19 protein-coding genes and 3 pseudogenes are annotated in these 15285 nt (G+C 60.9%); 11 read left to right on the forward strand and 11 right to left on the reverse strand.

Features of this window, described 5'->3' with window-relative positions:
- Positions 1 to 8 precede the first annotated feature (8 nt).
- The 4 genes from EDE09_RS28795 (at position 9) to EDE09_RS27580 (ending at position 1463) form a co-directional block, all read left to right on the forward strand.
- Positions 9 to 98 carry a transposase gene (locus EDE09_RS28795; RefSeq protein WP_281033685.1) on the forward strand — a complete coding sequence of 30 codons (90 nt, stop codon included), beginning with the start codon at positions 9 to 11 and terminating at the stop codon, positions 96 to 98.
- 249 nt (positions 99 to 347) lie between these two features.
- On the forward strand, positions 348 to 674 hold the full coding sequence (locus tag EDE09_RS27570) for a hypothetical protein (RefSeq protein WP_132413548.1): 327 nt from the start codon (positions 348 to 350) through the stop codon (positions 672 to 674).
- A gap of 34 nt (positions 675 to 708) precedes the next feature.
- On the forward strand, positions 709 to 1131 hold the full coding sequence (locus tag EDE09_RS27575) for a DUF305 domain-containing protein (protein ID WP_132413550.1): 423 nt from the start codon (positions 709 to 711) through the stop codon (positions 1129 to 1131).
- The gene (locus EDE09_RS27580) at positions 1131 to 1463 is read left to right on the forward strand and encodes a four-helix bundle copper-binding protein (protein ID WP_132413552.1); all 333 of its coding nucleotides are present in this window, start codon (positions 1131 to 1133) and stop codon (positions 1461 to 1463) included. Before EDE09_RS27575 ends, EDE09_RS27580 begins: the two co-directional genes overlap by 1 nt.
- 339 nt (positions 1464 to 1802) lie before the next feature.
- On the opposite strand, the gene cydB is transcribed toward EDE09_RS27580, so the two are convergent.
- The 8 genes from cydB to EDE09_RS27625 form a co-directional block, all read right to left on the reverse strand.
- Complete coding sequence (gene cydB, locus EDE09_RS27590; RefSeq protein WP_132413554.1) at positions 1803 to 2807, reverse strand: cytochrome d ubiquinol oxidase subunit II; 1005 nt, start codon at positions 2805 to 2807, stop codon at positions 1803 to 1805.
- Positions 2797 to 4221: a cytochrome ubiquinol oxidase subunit I gene (locus tag EDE09_RS27595; RefSeq protein WP_105374939.1), complete on the reverse strand. Its 1425-nt coding sequence runs from the start codon at positions 4219 to 4221 to the stop codon at positions 2797 to 2799. The genes cydB and EDE09_RS27595 overlap by 11 nt, the downstream gene beginning before the upstream one ends.
- Positions 4222 to 4398: 177 nt before the next feature.
- Positions 4399 to 5178, reverse strand: coding sequence for a sulfite exporter TauE/SafE family protein (locus EDE09_RS27600; RefSeq protein WP_207914892.1), 780 nt, complete (start codon positions 5176 to 5178; stop codon positions 4399 to 4401).
- Entirely contained in the window at positions 5175 to 5606 is a 432-nt protein-coding gene (locus EDE09_RS27605; RefSeq protein ID WP_132413556.1) for a YeeE/YedE family protein, read from the reverse strand. Before EDE09_RS27605 ends, EDE09_RS27600 begins: the two co-directional genes overlap by 4 nt.
- Positions 5603 to 6013: a YeeE/YedE family protein gene (locus EDE09_RS27610; RefSeq protein WP_105374937.1), complete on the reverse strand. Its 411-nt coding sequence runs from the start codon at positions 6011 to 6013 to the stop codon at positions 5603 to 5605. The genes EDE09_RS27605 and EDE09_RS27610 overlap by 4 nt, the downstream gene beginning before the upstream one ends.
- The gene (gene bigR / locus EDE09_RS27615) at positions 6010 to 6357 is read right to left on the reverse strand and encodes a sulfite-sensing transcriptional repressor BigR (RefSeq protein ID WP_132413558.1); all 348 of its coding nucleotides are present in this window, start codon (positions 6355 to 6357) and stop codon (positions 6010 to 6012) included. The genes EDE09_RS27610 and bigR overlap by 4 nt, the downstream gene beginning before the upstream one ends.
- The gene (gene blh / locus EDE09_RS27620) at positions 6348 to 7646 is read right to left on the reverse strand and encodes a bifunctional sulfur transferase/dioxygenase Blh (RefSeq protein WP_132413560.1); all 1299 of its coding nucleotides are present in this window, start codon (positions 7644 to 7646) and stop codon (positions 6348 to 6350) included. Before blh ends, bigR begins: the two co-directional genes overlap by 10 nt.
- Before the next feature lie 96 nt (positions 7647 to 7742).
- Positions 7743 to 8189, reverse strand: coding sequence for an ATP-binding protein (locus tag EDE09_RS27625; protein WP_105374934.1), 447 nt, complete (start codon positions 8187 to 8189; stop codon positions 7743 to 7745).
- Positions 8190 to 8459: 270 nt separating this feature from the next.
- Between EDE09_RS27625 and EDE09_RS27630 the strand changes: the two genes are divergently transcribed.
- The 7 genes and pseudogenes from EDE09_RS27630 to EDE09_RS27660 all read left to right on the forward strand — a co-directional run bounded on the left by EDE09_RS27630 (position 8460) and on the right by EDE09_RS27660 (position 13354).
- On the forward strand, positions 8460 to 8825 hold the full coding sequence (locus tag EDE09_RS27630) for a hypothetical protein (RefSeq protein WP_105374933.1): 366 nt from the start codon (positions 8460 to 8462) through the stop codon (positions 8823 to 8825).
- Position 8826: 1 nt separating this feature from the next.
- Positions 8827 to 9435, forward strand: a complete 609-nt coding sequence (locus EDE09_RS27635) for a DedA family protein (protein WP_132413562.1) — start codon at positions 8827 to 8829, stop codon at positions 9433 to 9435.
- Between the two features lie 26 nt (positions 9436 to 9461).
- Positions 9462 to 9785, forward strand: a complete 324-nt coding sequence (locus EDE09_RS27640; protein WP_132413564.1) for a hypothetical protein — start codon at positions 9462 to 9464, stop codon at positions 9783 to 9785.
- A gap of 126 nt (positions 9786 to 9911) precedes the next feature.
- A pseudogene (locus EDE09_RS28985) lies at positions 9912 to 10199 on the forward strand (N-acetylglucosamine transferase); the annotation flags it as partial.
- A 1-nt stretch (position 10200) separates the two neighbouring features.
- Positions 10201 to 10693, forward strand: a pseudogene (locus EDE09_RS27650) (FAD:protein FMN transferase); the annotation flags it as partial.
- Positions 10694 to 10752: 59 nt separating this feature from the next.
- Complete coding sequence (locus tag EDE09_RS27655) at positions 10753 to 12630, forward strand: heavy metal translocating P-type ATPase (RefSeq protein WP_132413566.1); 1878 nt, start codon at positions 10753 to 10755, stop codon at positions 12628 to 12630.
- A 26-nt stretch (positions 12631 to 12656) separates the two neighbouring features.
- A pseudogene (locus tag EDE09_RS27660) lies at positions 12657 to 13354 on the forward strand (VIT family protein).
- A gap of 432 nt (positions 13355 to 13786) precedes the next feature.
- Here EDE09_RS27660 and EDE09_RS28800 read toward each other — a convergent pair.
- The 3 genes from EDE09_RS28800 to EDE09_RS27675 all read right to left on the reverse strand — a co-directional run bounded on the left by EDE09_RS28800 (position 13787) and on the right by EDE09_RS27675 (position 14944).
- Complete coding sequence (locus tag EDE09_RS28800; RefSeq protein ID WP_112796919.1) at positions 13787 to 14272, reverse strand: ABC transporter substrate-binding protein; 486 nt, start codon at positions 14270 to 14272, stop codon at positions 13787 to 13789.
- 5 nt (positions 14273 to 14277) lie between these two features.
- Complete coding sequence (locus EDE09_RS28920; protein ID WP_165924282.1) at positions 14278 to 14517, reverse strand: ABC transporter substrate-binding protein; 240 nt, start codon at positions 14515 to 14517, stop codon at positions 14278 to 14280.
- Positions 14518 to 14632: 115 nt separating this feature from the next.
- The gene (locus EDE09_RS27675) at positions 14633 to 14944 is read right to left on the reverse strand and encodes a hypothetical protein (RefSeq protein WP_112796923.1); all 312 of its coding nucleotides are present in this window, start codon (positions 14942 to 14944) and stop codon (positions 14633 to 14635) included.
- Between the last annotated feature and the right edge of the window lie 341 nt (positions 14945 to 15285).

The following is a 15285-nucleotide window of genomic DNA, read 5'->3' on the forward strand; positions in this document are numbered from 1 at the left end:
ACCTCGGACTGTCTCCCAGCCCGTATTCCAGTGGAGAGGTGCATCGAGATCAGGGCATCAGCAAAGCGGGCAACAAACAAGCACGCGTGATGCTGTAAGTGGAAAATTCCAGTTCCAAATGGCCTAAATTATTGGGGGCACGTCAGTGGTATCCAACAGGGTGGGTACGCTCGGGCTGGTTCGGGATCGTGATCATCCGCACCTTCGGCTCCGACGCTGATCTATAGGTTGTCGCCGACTTATAATTCTGCGAGCCGGAGTCGCCCACGTTTCCCATTCCACATACGCTCGAAAGCTGGAACTTTCTTCCTCCTGCGATGTTCGCGCAGCAACCTCGGGAGTGCCGAATGAATCTCAAGCCTGGCCTACGGTCCGTCCTATGCGCCTTCGCCGTCGCGGTGGTGCTGATGAACCTGTCCGCCATGGTGCCGGCTGCCGCATCTCCGCATCATTGCCAGACGGCTCATGATGACGGTTCGGTCGACCATCATGATGATACGGATGTCCAAGCGGGCTGCTGCGGCAGCATGCACTGCTGTCCGATGCTGCCGTACCCTGCTTCGCCGCGGCTACCCTCGGCGATTCAGGACGGGCCTCATTCCCATGTAAAGGTCGAGCAGCCCCTGCTGCTGGTGACCTCTATCGATCCGCCTCCACGACCTCTTGCTACGTGACCATGAAGACATTCTTACGAAACGGGAGTTCAACATGAACAACGTAATCAAGATCGCAATCGCAAGCGCGCTTCTTTCCCCGGCTGCAATCGCAACGGTCGGTCCGGCGACGGCCCAGACGGCCTATCCGTCCAAGTGCAAGTCAGAAATGTCGTCGGGCGGCGACATGTCCATGCAGGGCCACGAGATGTCTGGCATGGCCGAATTCCAAAAGGAATCGATGGACGGCATGAAAGCCATGAACATGAACATGGTGCAGGGCATGATGAAGAAGGATCCGGACGTGTCCTTCGCCTGCGGAATGATCGCCCACCACATGGGAGCGATCAGCATGGCGCAGGTTGAGCTTAAGTACGGCAAGAACGCCGAGACGAAGGCGCAGGCCCAGAAGATCATCGACGACCAAACCAAGGAGATCAAGGAACTGACTGCCTGGGTCGAGAAGGAGGCGAAGTGATGCACCACATGTCTACCGAGATGAAGGAATGCATCGACAACTGCCTCGTGTGCTATCGCGAGTGCCTCTCGATGGTGATGGGGCACTGCCTCGAGATGGGCGGGAAGCACACCGAACCCTCCCATTTCAAGCTTATGATGGCCTGCGCGGAGATGTGCAGGACGTCCGCCCACCTAATGCTGATCGGCACCGAACACCACAGGCACACCTGCCAGGAATGTGCGGAGATCTGCCGCCAGTGCGCTGACGACTGCGAACGTATCGGCGACATGCAGAGCTGCGTCAACGCCTGCAGGAAGTGTGCGGATAGCTGCGAGAAGATGGCCGCCTGATGGAGAGGCGAACCCGGCAATGGTCCGGTCGGGTTCGCCACCTCGAGCCGGCGGGGATGTTCGTTTTGAGAGGAGCTTCTAACCGCTGACGGTGAGGCCCTACATCAAGACAAATGATACACGTAAATCGGCTCCGAAAGTCGGGGCCAGTCGAATGGCCGCAGCCTCGTGCTTGCTCGATCTCGCGGACGTCAAAACACGCGCTGAATTCGCAGGTGCGCTGCGAACAACATGCTCAAGCCAGAAATGCTCTAACCACCAGACCTACGGCGGCGACGGTTCCGACGCCGGCCAGCCACAGCCCGATAAACCACGCCGTCTTTCGAAGAGCCTCGCCCATCAGTGGTATCCCTCTTGCGGGTCGATCTTGCCGCGGAAGACCCAGTAGGCGTAGGCAGTGTAGGCAAGGATCATGGGGACGAGCACGACGGCTCCCACGAGCAGGAACTTCAGCGAACTCGCCGGAGCGGCGGCGTCCCTGATCGTGAGCACGCCGGGAATCATGTACGGATAGAAGCTGATCCCCAGGCCGACGAAGCTCAGCACGAACAGGCCGAGCGCCGACAGGAATGGCTGCAGATGCTTGCCGTGAGTGAGGCCGTGCCAGAGCAAAAACGCGCAAAGCGCAAGCATCAGCGGCACGAGGGAAGAGAAGAAGGCGGTCGGCCAGCCGAACCAGCGTTCGAAGTATATCTCGTTGATGAACGGCGTCCAGAGCGACACCGCGCCGATCAGCGCCAGGAGACCGAGACTCAGTGGACGCGCGAGCTTTGCAGACCGGGCCTGGATCTCTCCGGACGTCTTCAGATTGAGCCACGTCACCCCGAGCAGCGCATAGCCGACGAGAACCGCAACGCCGGTCAGTATCGAGAAGGGGGTGAGCCAGTCCCACCAGCCGCCAGCATACTGCCTTCCCTCGACGGAAATACCCTGTACGAGAGCTCCAAGAGCAATCCCCTGCATCAGAGCCGCGACCGATGATCCGATCCAGAAGCCGAAGTCCCAGAGATGGGACTCGTGATGCGTGCGCCAGCGGAACTCGAAGGCGACGCCGCGGAAGATCAGGCTGACCAGCATCAGGATGATCGGCATGTAAAGCGCCGGCATGATGATCGCGTAGGCCAGCGGGAATACGGCCATGAGGCCGCCGCCGCCGAGCACCAGCCATGTCTCGTTGCCATCCCAGACGGGAGCGATCGAGTTCGTCATCACATCGCGGTCGCGCCTCTGGCGGAAGAACGGGAAGACGATGCCGATGCCGAGGTCGAAGCCGTCCAGCACGACATAGGCGAGGACCGCGAAGGCGATGATCCCTGCCCAGACGAAGGAAAGATCAATGTCCATGTCGTCCTCCAATCGGATGATCCTGTGCAGCACCTGGCATAATGCCCGCCGTCCGGATCGGACCAGCATCCAGTTCTTGATCCGCATCCAGAGGGGTCGGCGACCGCCGCATGAGCTTCAGCAGATAATAGACGCCCACACCGAAGACCACGAAGTAGACGGCGATGAAGATGAGCAGCGAGGTCCCGACTGCGGGAGCGGAGACCGGCGAAAGACTCTCGGCGGTCCGAAGGTGCCCGTACACCGTCCAGGGCTGACGCCCGACCTCGGTCGTGTACCAGCCGGCAAGCACCGCTACGAAGCCGGAACCTCCCATTGCCACCGCGACACGGTGGAGCCACGGCGTGTCATAAAGGGTTCCCTTCCAGCGCGCCCAAAGAGACCAAAGCCCGACGCCGAGCATCAGAAAGCCGAGGCCTACCATGATCCGGAAGGTGATGAACGGCATGAGCGCCGGAGGACGCTGGTCGCGGGGCCATTCCTTCAGACCCTTGATCTCGCCGTTTAGCTCATGCGTTAGGATCAGCGAGCCGAGCTTCGGCACCTCGACCGCGTAGCGGGTTGTCTCCGCCTCGTCGTCCGGAATGCCGAACAGGACGAGAGGAGCGCCGTTCTTGTGCGTCTCGTAATGTCCTTCCATGGCTGCGATCTTCGCAGGCTGATGTTCGAGCGTGTTCAGGCCATGCAGGTCGCCGACGAAGATCTGGATCGGAGTAACGATTGCCGCCATCCACATCGCCATCGAGAACATGATCCGGGCCTGGCGGTTCGTCCGGTCCTTCAGCAGATGCAAGGCGCCGACTGCGCCCACTGCGAAGGCGGTGGTCAGGAAAGCCGCCATCACGGTATGGGTCATCCTATATGGGAAGGACGGGTTGAAGATGATCTTCCACCAGTCCTGAGGAACGAAGACGTCATTGGCGTCGACTCCGAATCCAGCCGGCGTATGCATCCAGCTATTGGCCGCCGTGATCCACGTCGCCGAGATCAGCGTTCCTATCGCGACCATGGCGACAGCCACCATGTGGGCCGTGTCTCCGACGCGTTTGCGGCCGAACAGGGCGATGCCGAGGAAGCCCGCCTCAAGGAAGAAGGCGGTAAGGACCTCGTAGCCCATCAGCGGTCCGATGACCGGGCCCGCCTTGTCCGAGAAGGCGGACCAGTTGGTGCCGAACTGGTAGCTCATCACAATCCCCGATACGACGCCCATGGCGAAGGTCACCGCGAAGATCGTCTTCCAGTATTCGAAGAGCTTGAGATAGGCTTCGTCGCGCTTCCAGAGCCAGAGCGCGTTCAGGACGGCGAGGTAGCTTGCCGTCCCGATCGAAAAGGCGGGAAACAGGAAGTGAAACGAGACGGTGAACGCGAACTGCATTCGCGCCAGCATCTCCGCATCGAAACCGAGGAAGGTCATGACGACTCCATTGTTGAAGACCCTCGAACTTAGTGCCGCCGCCCCGGTTCCGGCGCGGCATCGTGACTGAATGGATCGGCCTGTCGAACCCCACTGTAGGGAGATATTTGTCCAGGCCAACCACACCCTGTGTCGCGCGTCGGAATGCCACGTCCAGAGGCGTTCGCGGGGTTGACGTCAAGCCGTCGTGGCACCCCAGCTCCGGTAGAAGATGTAACCTGCGACCACAAAGATGAGCGCCGCGAAGAGACGGTTGAGGATGTTCTTGTAGCCACTCAGTCGAGTTGCCAGCATCATGCCAAGCAGGCCGCCTGCGACGCCTCCACCGATAAACTCCATGGCAAGCCACCAGTCCACGAGGCCGGAGGCGGCGTAGTTCAGCGCAGTCGCCAGCCCGAACGCGCCGACTGACAGGAGCGACGTGCCGATCGCGTTGATCATCGGCATGCCGGTCGCCAGCATTAGGCCTGGCACGATCAGGAAGCCGCCGCCGATCCCGAAGAAGCCGGAAGCCGCGCCGGCGGCTAATGCGACCGCTGCGGTGACCAGGCACATCCTGAGGTCGACCGGCCGGTTTTCGACGGAGGTCGGCTTCCTCGGCTTGAGCATCAGGGCGCCGACGACGACCATCAGAATGCCGAACAGGAAGATCAGCCGGTCTCCATCCATCGCCTTTCCGAGGCTGGAGCCGGCAAGAGCGCCGATGACGCCAAGTGCGGAAAACACGGCTGCACAGCGCCACCAGACATGGCCCTTGATCGCATGGTCTGCGAAGTTGGCGAAGGCATTCACCGAGACTGCGAGCGCGCCGGTTCCGATCGCGATGTGTGGCTGCGCCACGCCGACCACGTAGAGGAGGAGCGGCGTGACCAGGATTGAGCCTCCACCGCCGAGCAGGCCCAGCATGAAGCCGACGATCCCGCCGGAACCGACGGCCGACAGAACGGAAGGACTCATGTCTTTCTGCTCCAGACCTGGTCGTAAAGTGTCATACCGATGAGCATGGCGACCACGAACAGCAACGTCTGTGGAATTCCAACCGACAGAGAAGCGACGGCAGGGCCGGGACAAAAGCCGCCTATTCCCCAGCCGAGGCCGAAGAGGGCCGAGCCGGTGACCAGCGGCCCGTCGATCCTCCGGCTCGTGGGAACATGGAAGCTGTCGTCGAAGGCGGGATGGCGCATCTTCTTCATCACCTGTACGCCGATGAAGGCGACGGCGACGGCGCCGCCAAGAACGAAGGCAAGACTTGGATCCCAGTTGCCGAAGACGTCGAGGAAGCCCTGGACGCGAACCGGATTGAGCATGCCCGAGAGCGACAGGCCGAAGCCGAAGACCATGCCGGACAAGAGCGCGGCGCCGAACTGATAGATGTTTCTGTTCATAGTCCGAGACCTCGTAGAACGGTGACTGCGACCACGCCGGCCGACAGGAAGGTGGCGACGGCCACCATGGATCGTGGAGAGAGGCGGGCAAGCCCGAGCACGCCGTGGCCGCTGGTGCATCCGGAGCCCATGCGAGAACCGAAGCCGACCAGCAGTCCGGCGACGATGATCAGCGGCCAGCCCGCTGCGATCTCGACGGTCGGCCATCCGTCGAATGCAAGCAGGTACACCAGCGGACCAAGCAGCAGTCCCAGCACGAAGGCGAGATTGGTGGTCAGTTCGACGCCTTGGGCCAGACGCCCGACAATCCCGCTGATCCCGGCGATCCGGCCGTTCAGAAGCAGGAGCATGACCGCGGATACGCCGATCAGCATGCCGCCGGCCAGAGACTGGAGATAGATGTTCATGTCTCTCCCTTTACGCAGAAGATGTCATAGAGGGCGGAGACCAGTTGTGCGGCCTTCTCTTCGGCTAGCCGGTAGAAGATCTGCTTTCCCTCCCGCCGTGTTTCGACAATTCCGGAGCTCCGCAGCACCGTCAGATGCTGGGAAAGATGCGGCTGATGGATGTCGAGCTTTTCCTCGAGTTCGCTGACCGAAAACTCGCCTTCGACCAGCGTGCAGACGATCATCAGACGGGCCTGGTGGGACAACGTCTTCAGGAGATTGGCGACCTCTCCGGCCCGGCCGGCCATCTCGGAGGGGGAGAGCTCCGCCTTCATCGTCGTCTTAGTATTGGTGCTCATTCCCATGCCGCTCCCTGCAATGCATCGAGCGGGAACTTGAGGTAGCGCTTACCGTTGGCCTCCGGCTCCGGCAGACGCCCGCCCCGGATGTTCACCTGAAGCGCATGCAAAATGAGCTTCGGCATCGGCAGCGTCTTGTCGCGCTTCGTCCGCAGCGCCACGAATTCCTCTTCGGTCACTCCGGCAATATGCGGGTTGGACTTCCTTTGCTCGGCGACAGTGCTTTCCCAGCGAGGCGCGCGACCGTCCGGCTGGTAGTCATGTCCGGTGAAGATGCGGGTCTCGTCCGGGAGTGCGAGGATGTCCTGGATCGACTTCCACAGGATGCGGGCGTCGCCGCCGGGGAAGTCGGCGCGCGCCGTGCCGCTGTCGGGCATGAACAGCGTGTCATGGACGAACGCGGCGTCACCGACCACATAGGTAATCGAGGCGAGCGTGTGTCCGGGTGAGAACAGGACCTTCGCATCGATAGATCCGACCTTGAATGTCTCGCCATGGGCGAACAGCCGGTCCCATTGGGAGCCGTCGGTGGCAAGCTCCGGCCAATTGTAGATGCCCTTCCAGAGTTTCTGGACATCCATGACGCGCTCGCCGATGGCGGAGCGGGCACCGGTCTTCTCCTTCAGATACTGGGCCGCAGAGAAGTGGTCGGCATGCGGATGGGTGTCGAGGATCCACTCCACGGTCAACCCCTTGTCACGGACGTAGTCGAGGATTGCGTCGGCATTGATGGTCGCGGTCGCTCCGGCCTTCTCGTCGAAATCGAGCACCGGATCGATGATGGCGCATTTGTTCGTTACTGGATCAGAAACCACATACTGAACACTCCAGGTGCGCTTGTCGAAAAAGCCCTTGACCTGCGGTCGATGCGACGCGTGTGTCTCAAGCCAAATGGCAGAGGCGCTTGTGTCGAAGCCGGGGCTGCGTCCGAATTCGACGACCTCGTCGGCAGTCATGCGTCCGTCAAGGACCTCACCGATCAGGTAGAGGTTCAGCGAGCGCTTGCCGGTTTGGCAATGGGCGAGGACGGGACCTTCAGATTCATCTACCGCACGCTGAAAAGCACGTACGTCCGCCTCGGTGATCGAGGCTGCGGTGACCGGGATGAAGGAATAGGACAGCTTGCAGTGTTTCGCTTCTTGGGCCTCGGTCTCTGTTCCCGGCTGTCCGGGCTCTTCGTTATCCGGTCGGTTGTTGATAATGGTACTAAACCCTTCGTGGCGAAGCGATTGGATGTCATCAATGCTGGGCTGCGACGAGATCGAAAGCTTCTCGGACAATTTGGTTACAGGCATGACTGGCTTCCTATTCAAAATTCGATATATGATATATAATAATATATAATGTTATTATGTCAAGCCAGTCCAAGGCTCAGACAGGGAACGAGGCTTTCACGAACCAGCGGCTTCCTCTCTCGAATGCCGGCTACCTCCCAGGCGGTCGAGAGCCATCTGGACGATCGACAGCCCGAGCCCGCTTCCATGACCAGGCCCCTGGTCGAGATTTTCAACGACGACGTGCTGCTCCTGTTCTGAGCCTCGCACGCGGCGACTAACCTCGCCGCCCTTGGGGGAGTGCTGGATAGCGTTCTCTATCAGATTGCGCGCCACGAGACGCACCAGCACCCGGTCTGCCCTTATTTCGACGGGCGCGGGGCTCGTGTCGGCGACCTCGACGGCAACCCGGACGTCGGCGTTCGATAGCTGTGTTTCCAGTTCAGAAGTGACTTCCGAGAGCAGCACCGATACGTCTATCAGCTCGTCGGCGGAAGCGCCTTTGGTCGAGGCGAGTGTCGCGGGCGCGGCATCCAGCATTGGCGGCAGGAGTATTGGTAACATAGGATGAGGGGCTCCTGAATGCGACCCGCTTTGGTTGTTCAGTGCTTGCCGGCAGCCGGGGCTTGCGATTGATCGGCATCAAGGTGACCGCAGCGCTTGAAGGGCAGGATTACCAAAGGGGAGGTGCTTATGAACGCAATGAAGACAAAATAGATATATCGGATGTTGGGGAACCGCGCCAAGTTGCTCCCGCCCTTGCGGCCTCATTCGTAAATCGACCGGAGACGCGCAACGCTCGTGAGCAGGGTCGGCTCCAGGGGGAAAGGCTCAATGAAATTTCTTCCGGAGCGAAAGATTTTCGTAGCACTGCTTGCCGCTTTCACGCTAACGGCAGGCATATCCGGTTTCCTTGCGGTGCGACTAGCTGTTCGGACGATTTACTGGTCCAGTCACCAAGACGAGCCAATAGAGGAGTGGATGCCGCTCGGTTATGTGGCTAATTCGCATGGCGTCTCCCCGATCCTGCTGCAGACAGCGTTGGGGCTTCCGGCAGGCGTCCGTGATCGAAGCCCATTGGGCGAAATAGCAAGGAAGCAGGGCAAGTCATTCGCGGAGGTCCGTAGAACTCTCGAAGAGGCGATTGCCGCTAAACGCAATCAGGACATCGAACCTGGTCGCAATCCTGCGGGCCAGTAGAATGGCGGAGTGGCTTTTCATCCTGATCGACGAACAGGGCGTCTATGCTTTGTTCATCGTCCTGATGGTGAATTGCCTGGGGGTGCCATTCCCGACGTCGCTTGTCATGTTGGCCATCGGCTCTTTTGCTGGGCAAGGGGAGTTGACCCTCCTGCCATTCTTCGTTGCCGGCCTTTCCGGCGCCATCGCCGGGGATCAGGCCGGATATCTCCTCGGGCGCTCGGCTTCATCACGGCTGTTCAAGATGGCGCAGAGCATTCAATGGCTAGATAAAGCGCTGAAACAGGCCGAGCAGCTTGAAACGCGATGGGGAGATGCGGGGATATTCTTCAGCCGCTGGCTGCTCAGTCCACTCGGACCATATGTAAATCTTTTCGCGGGGATGAGTCGCTATTCGTGGGTCCGTTTTTCGGTCTGGGATGCCTTGGGTGAGGCAATCTGGGTCGGCGCTTACATGAGCTTGGGGGTGGCGTTCAGCAGAAGTATTCAGAAAGTAGCAGATCTCCTAGGCAACGCGACCTGGTTGGCTGCGTCTGTCGTCATGACGGTTTTTTTGGGTTGGAAACTCATGTCATTGGTGGCCGGAAGGAAGCGCGCCGGTCCCTCATAACACCGGCGGTTGATCCAAAGTACTACATGCCGAAGCGCTCCCATAAACCGAAAACCGGGATTTCAGGCTTGGTGCGGCGCGCCGTCAGCATCAGATTGATGGGGATCAATGAAACTCAGCCGCTGAGATGGTTCTCTGAAATCCCGATGAAGGGAAAAGGAGAAGCATCATGGAAAGACGACGATGGCCACGACTGTTCCCAGCATGATCGCGTACCTACTGCGCTTGCCCATCGCCAAACCTACATTTTCGCGTGGAAATCCACTATGAAGGGCGTGCGCACGTTCAACATTGCGCCAGATCAATTCGGGTTAATGCCCATCTCGTCTGGCGCAAACAATGCAAGCTAGCCACCAACCGAGCGCAACCACGATGACTGTCGATGCGAGGAACAGGTGAGGGAATCTGAATGTCCGCCGGTGCACGAGAACTGCTCAATTGGAAACCTTGCGATCTGGAGCGGCTGCTGGAATTACATGCGTGGAAAGGCGGCGTTCGGGCTCTGGATGACGGCGTCCACCTTCGATCTGCTGCTCGACGGTGGCGCTGGGCTGACCATCCCCACCACCGTGAGCGGCGACACCGGCACCGCGATTACCGACATGGAACTGCTCGCGACCACGCCGGTCGCTGAGCTCCGCGAACTGGCATTTCCCTATCCTGGCGATGCGACAGATGTCTTCACGCTGAAGACGGACCGGGGCACTGGCTATCTGGACCAGGGCACCGGCGCGCTCCTTGCCTGGGCTGATCTGACGGCCTGGGACGCTCGGCGTTTTCGGTATCCGGTCCACTCGTCGGTATCGACGGCGAGATGCGGGCCATAGGTCTACGGCCAGATGCTGAGCCGTGGGCCATCGCGGTCGAGGCGCCCGACTCCGACCGCAGGGCTCCGCACTCGATCCTCTCGCTTCATGACGCGTCCGTCGCGACGTCCGGAGACTATCGTCATTGGGTCGAAGTCCAGGGGCGGCGCCTGTCGCACACGATGAACCCGCACCGCGGCATGCCAGTCACAGACGCACCCGCCTCAGTCACCGTCGTCGCGAGAACCTGCGCTGAGGCGGATGCCTGGGCGACCGCGCTGATGATCCTTGGATTGGACGCCGGCGGTGCCTACGCCCTAAAGCATGGTCTCGACGCTCTGTTTCTCGTGCGCGACGACGTCGGTGACATCAATGCGCACCCGGTGGGAGCGCTCTTCTCGAAAGTGCCGCGTCCGCCTCGAGCCGCACCGATTGACCGACATCAAGGCTGAGAAGCCCAATCGATGAAAGCCTTTCGAGCGGAAAATCGCGTCAAATAGAATTGAGCCGAATGGATTATGTTAGCAAAGACCGAATCAAGACAGCCCTTCTAATGATGGCATTGGCGGGCCTTGTGTCGGGGCTCGCGCTGCACTTTTCTGGCCGGACAGACGCCGCCGGCATCGCCTGGTCACTCGGCGTCATCCCGGTCCTTGCCGCGCTCCTGCTGGAAATTCTTCGCAGCCTGTGGCGAGGCGAGGTCGGGCTCGACATCGTCGCAGCCCTGTCAATGTCAGCCGCACTCACATTCGGAGAAACGTTGGCCGCGGCCGTCGTCGCGGTGATGTATTCGGGCGGCACCTTCCTTGAGAGCTTCGCCGAAGGCCAGGCACGGCGGGAGATGCAGGATCTCCTCTCGCGTGTCCCGCGGACGGCGACGAGGCATCAAAACGGCGAACTCGAGGACGTGCCGCTCGACGAGATCAGGCCGGGCGACCGCTTGCTGATCCGGCAAGGCGACGTCGTGCCCGTGGATGGCACGATCGCCTCGGATGTGGCTTTTCTCGATACCTCGCCGCTGACCGGGGAATCCCTGCCGGTCCGTCTCTTGCGCGACGCGGAGGCCATGAGCGGCTCGACCAATGCCGGCGAGGCCTTCGACCTGAAGGCAATCCGCCGAGCGAGGGAAAGCACCTATGCCGGCATCGTCCGGCTTGTCGAAGAGGCTCAAAGGTCGAAGGCGCCGATGTCCAGGCTGGCGGATCGCTGGTCGCTCGGCTTTCTCGCGGTCACCGTTGCGCTGGCCTTCGCCGCCTGGTGGTTCACGGGCGATCCGATCCGAACCGTCGCGGTGCTGGTCGTGGCCACCCCCTGTCCCCTTATTCTGGCCGTGCCGGTGGCATTGGTGGCCGGGCTGTCGCGGGCGGCGCATTTCGGGGTTCTCATCAAAGGGGCGAAGCCGCTCGAGGCGATGGCGCGCATCCGAACACTGATCCTCGACAAGACGGGCACATTGACTGAAGGACGCCCGCAGATCGTCTCGATCGACAGCCACGACAGCATGTCCGAAGGCGATATCCTGCGCCTAGCCGCAGCGCTCGATCAGGCATCAAAGCATCCCGTCGCCCAGGCTATCGTCGCGGCTGCGAAGGAACGTGGCCTCGTCTTGCCGGTGCCGTCGGAGGTAACCGAGATCCCAGGCGAGGGCGTTGTCGGGAGCGTGGATGGCCACCAGGTCATCGTGGGCGGCGACGGATTCGTGACCCGGCGCGTCGGGCGAACGAGAGGCAGTCACCCGGCTCTCGCAGCCGGATCTGTCCTCGTTGCCGTCGCGGTGGACGGTCATCTGGCGGGGTATCTCGTCATGGCCGATCCCTTGCGCGACGGTACAGAAGCCATGCTGACGGGACTGCGGCGGGAAGGCGTCGGACGCATTCTTCTGGCGACTGGGGATCGTGCGGAGGTGGCCGAACGCGTGACCGAAGGCCTTGGTCTGGACGGCCTTCGGACGGGACTGACGCCCGACCAGAAGGTCCTGCTGGTCCTGACCGAGCGCAAGAACGGTCCGGTCATGATGGTCGGCGATGGCGTGAATGATGCTCCGGCGCTCGCCGCCGCGGATGTGGGTGTGGCCATGGGCGCGCGGGGTGCTGCAGCTTCGGCAGAGGCTGCCGACGTCGTGCTGCTCGTAGACCGGGTCGATCGCCTCGGGCCGGGCATCGAGATCGCCCGGCGCTCCAGGCGCATTGCGGTCGAAAGCGTCTTGGCCGGGATCGGCCTGTCAGTGCTCGGGATGGTGGCCGCAGCCTTCGGCTATCTCACGCCGGTGCAGGGCGCTCTCCTTCAGGAGCTTATTGATGTGGCCGTGATCCTGAATGCGCTGCGTGCCCTGCGGATCAAACCGCATGAATCTTCTGCTTCGACGGTTGCGACTGAACCGGAGCCGTAAATTTCCGAGTTGAAGGAATACCTATCATGAGCCGCCTCCCGCACGCCGAAATCCATATGGCTCGTCGGATCGACTGGCTCCGCGCAGCGGACTGGGCGCCAGTAACGGGATCGTCCGACGTCAAGCCTCGTGGGGCGTTGCCGCGGCCGGTCCGGGGCAGACGGAAGTGCTGATAGCCGGCCTTGCCGGGCTCGTTGCAGGCGCGATGTCCATGGCAGCGGGCGAGTATGTCTCGGTCAGTTCTCAGACCGATGCCGAAAAAGGCGGACCTCTCGCGGGAAATGCGTGAACTGGCGGAAACGCCCGAAGCGGAGCTGGAAGAGCTTACACGGATCTATGTCGAGCGCGGCCTCGATCGTGATCTTGCCGAAAAGGTCGCCGTATAACTGACCGAACGTGACGCCCTCGGGACGCATGCCCGCGACGAACTTGGGATCTCCGAGACGGTGACCGCGCATCCGAAACAGGCAGCGGTAGTCTCGGCTTTGACCTTCGCTGCCGGCGCGGTCGTTCCCCGGATCGTCGCTCTCTTGTCACCACCGGCGCAGACCACACTCGTCGTGGCGGTCTCCACGCTGGTGGCGCTCAGCGTCCTCGGCAGCTTGGGCGCGTCCGCCGGTGGGGCGGGGATTGTCCGTGGCGCCGTGCGTGTGACCTTCTGGGGGCACTCGCCATGGCTGCAACCGCGGCGGCGGGGAGGATATTCGGAGCAAGATTGGGATAGAATTTTGCGACGAAGGCAAGAGGGGCCGGAGAACAGGTCTCTGTTTCCATTGGGCATGAGGAGTGTAGAAGAACGCGTTATTGCCATGCGAACATTCCTTGAGGACGGGTCTAAGCGGCGCTACGAAACAGTCCGACACGGTCCTCAGTAGCGAGCAGTTCACGCAAGGTGTCAGCCGCCCACGACTGTCGCAAGTTAAGATAAATCCTGCGGGGGAACGCCTCATCACCCGAAACGTGGCAACGGGCTCATAGAAGTCCCAGTCGCGTTGGGATTCCTGCGGCTTTTTCACGCGAAGCAGATACATGTCGTGAACCATGGTGCCGTCTTCGCGAATTCGGCCATTCTTCACGTACATGTCGTTCAAGCTGGTACTACGCAACCGGCCGATAAGTGCTGCCGGCTCGGTACTGCCGACGTCTTCCACGGCTTTCAGGTACTGCAGGGTTGCGGAATAATCTGCCGCCTGCAGGGAGGAGGGCATACGATTTTGACGGGCGTCGAAGCGTTCCGTCCATTGGCGGCTTTCTGTGTCGCGCGTCCAAAACCAGCTGTCGGCAAGGTAAAGATCCTGCGCTTTCTCAAGTCCATCTCATGGACGTCATCAATGAAGGTGAGCAATCCGACCAGCTTCATGCGCCCGGTCAGGTTCATCTTCTCCATAGCCGCCATGGCTTTGAGTAGCTCCGCATGGCCGTTGGCAAGGCCGAGAACCTCTGCCTTGCTGTCGCGCGCCGCCTGGAGAAAGGGTGAGAAATCGTTCTCTCCGTGCGGGTTCTTGACGGAGCCGACCACGGTGCCGCCAGCCGATTCGATAGCATGCGTGCCGTGCGCCTGAAGCTCGCGGCCGAAGGGGTAGTCGGCGGTCACAAAGAACCACCGCTTTAGTCCCTGGCGCGTCAGCGCCAGCCCCGGCACGGTTGCTAGGCCACGGTGCTATAGGCGTACTGGATGATAGAAGGCGCAGATCGCTCGCGTGCTTGAACCGACGTGTCGCCGCCGACCACCAAAATCGGCTTGCCGTGCTGTGCTGCAACAGCCGTCATCGCCAGGCTGGGGTCGGAATTGACGCCGCTAATCACCATGTCAACATCTTCGTCCCTATAGCATCTCTGTGCGATTTGAGCGGCTTCTCGCTGGTCGTTATGGTGATCGCTTCCCATCGGCTCGAGAGCGTCGGCAATCGTCAGCCGTCCCGGTTGCGTGCTTCATGTACGAGACGAGACAAAGTCATCGACGCTGTGCTGGTAGCGCGCTTGCAGCCCGGCGTTTCCAAAGTCAACCTTCCATCTCGCGTGCGTTCTCTGTACCGATTAGTCCACGCAACGCGCTGCAGGCTGGATCAGCTCCATCAAATAGCGTCTCAGGGGATGTCCATCCGGTCGAGATGCCAATGGCCGTGGCAATTGCCCAGCCCGGCTCGTCGCCGGCCTTGTCGATAAGACGCGGTACATCGGACTCCAAGCACTGCCGCGACTGCTGCACGATTTCGACAGGCGCATTTGCGCGTTCGAGATGTTGCCGCATCTCGGCGTGAAGGGGATCGACAACGAACAGTGTAAACATCCAGGCAGCAATATCTGCAATCATAATCTGGTCCCGTAGCCTGCGGCATCTGTCGGTTTGAGGTCCGACATCGTGAACGCGCCGAGGACGATCACCAGAGGGGCCCGGACCAGCGGGTCGAGGATGATCTGGGAAGCTGAGCGGCAGTATTCAAGGCTTCAATGTCCTTGACGGCGCATGCCGTTCTGGTCGATTACATCGCATCCGTAAACTAAGCGCTCCCCCGCATATCCTATTCCTTGTCACCTAGACGTCGCATGGAGAAGACGAGGCTGAGTTCAAGGCAACCGAGAAAGTTCTGGCGATTGCGCTGCCAAACTTCGTTTATTTTTCATCCTGGGTTGGAAAACTTGGTTCGAATTCTT

This window comes from Neorhizobium sp. S3-V5DH (genome assembly GCF_004343065.1).
Classification (GTDB): domain Bacteria; phylum Pseudomonadota; class Alphaproteobacteria; order Rhizobiales; family Rhizobiaceae; genus Neorhizobium; species Neorhizobium huautlense.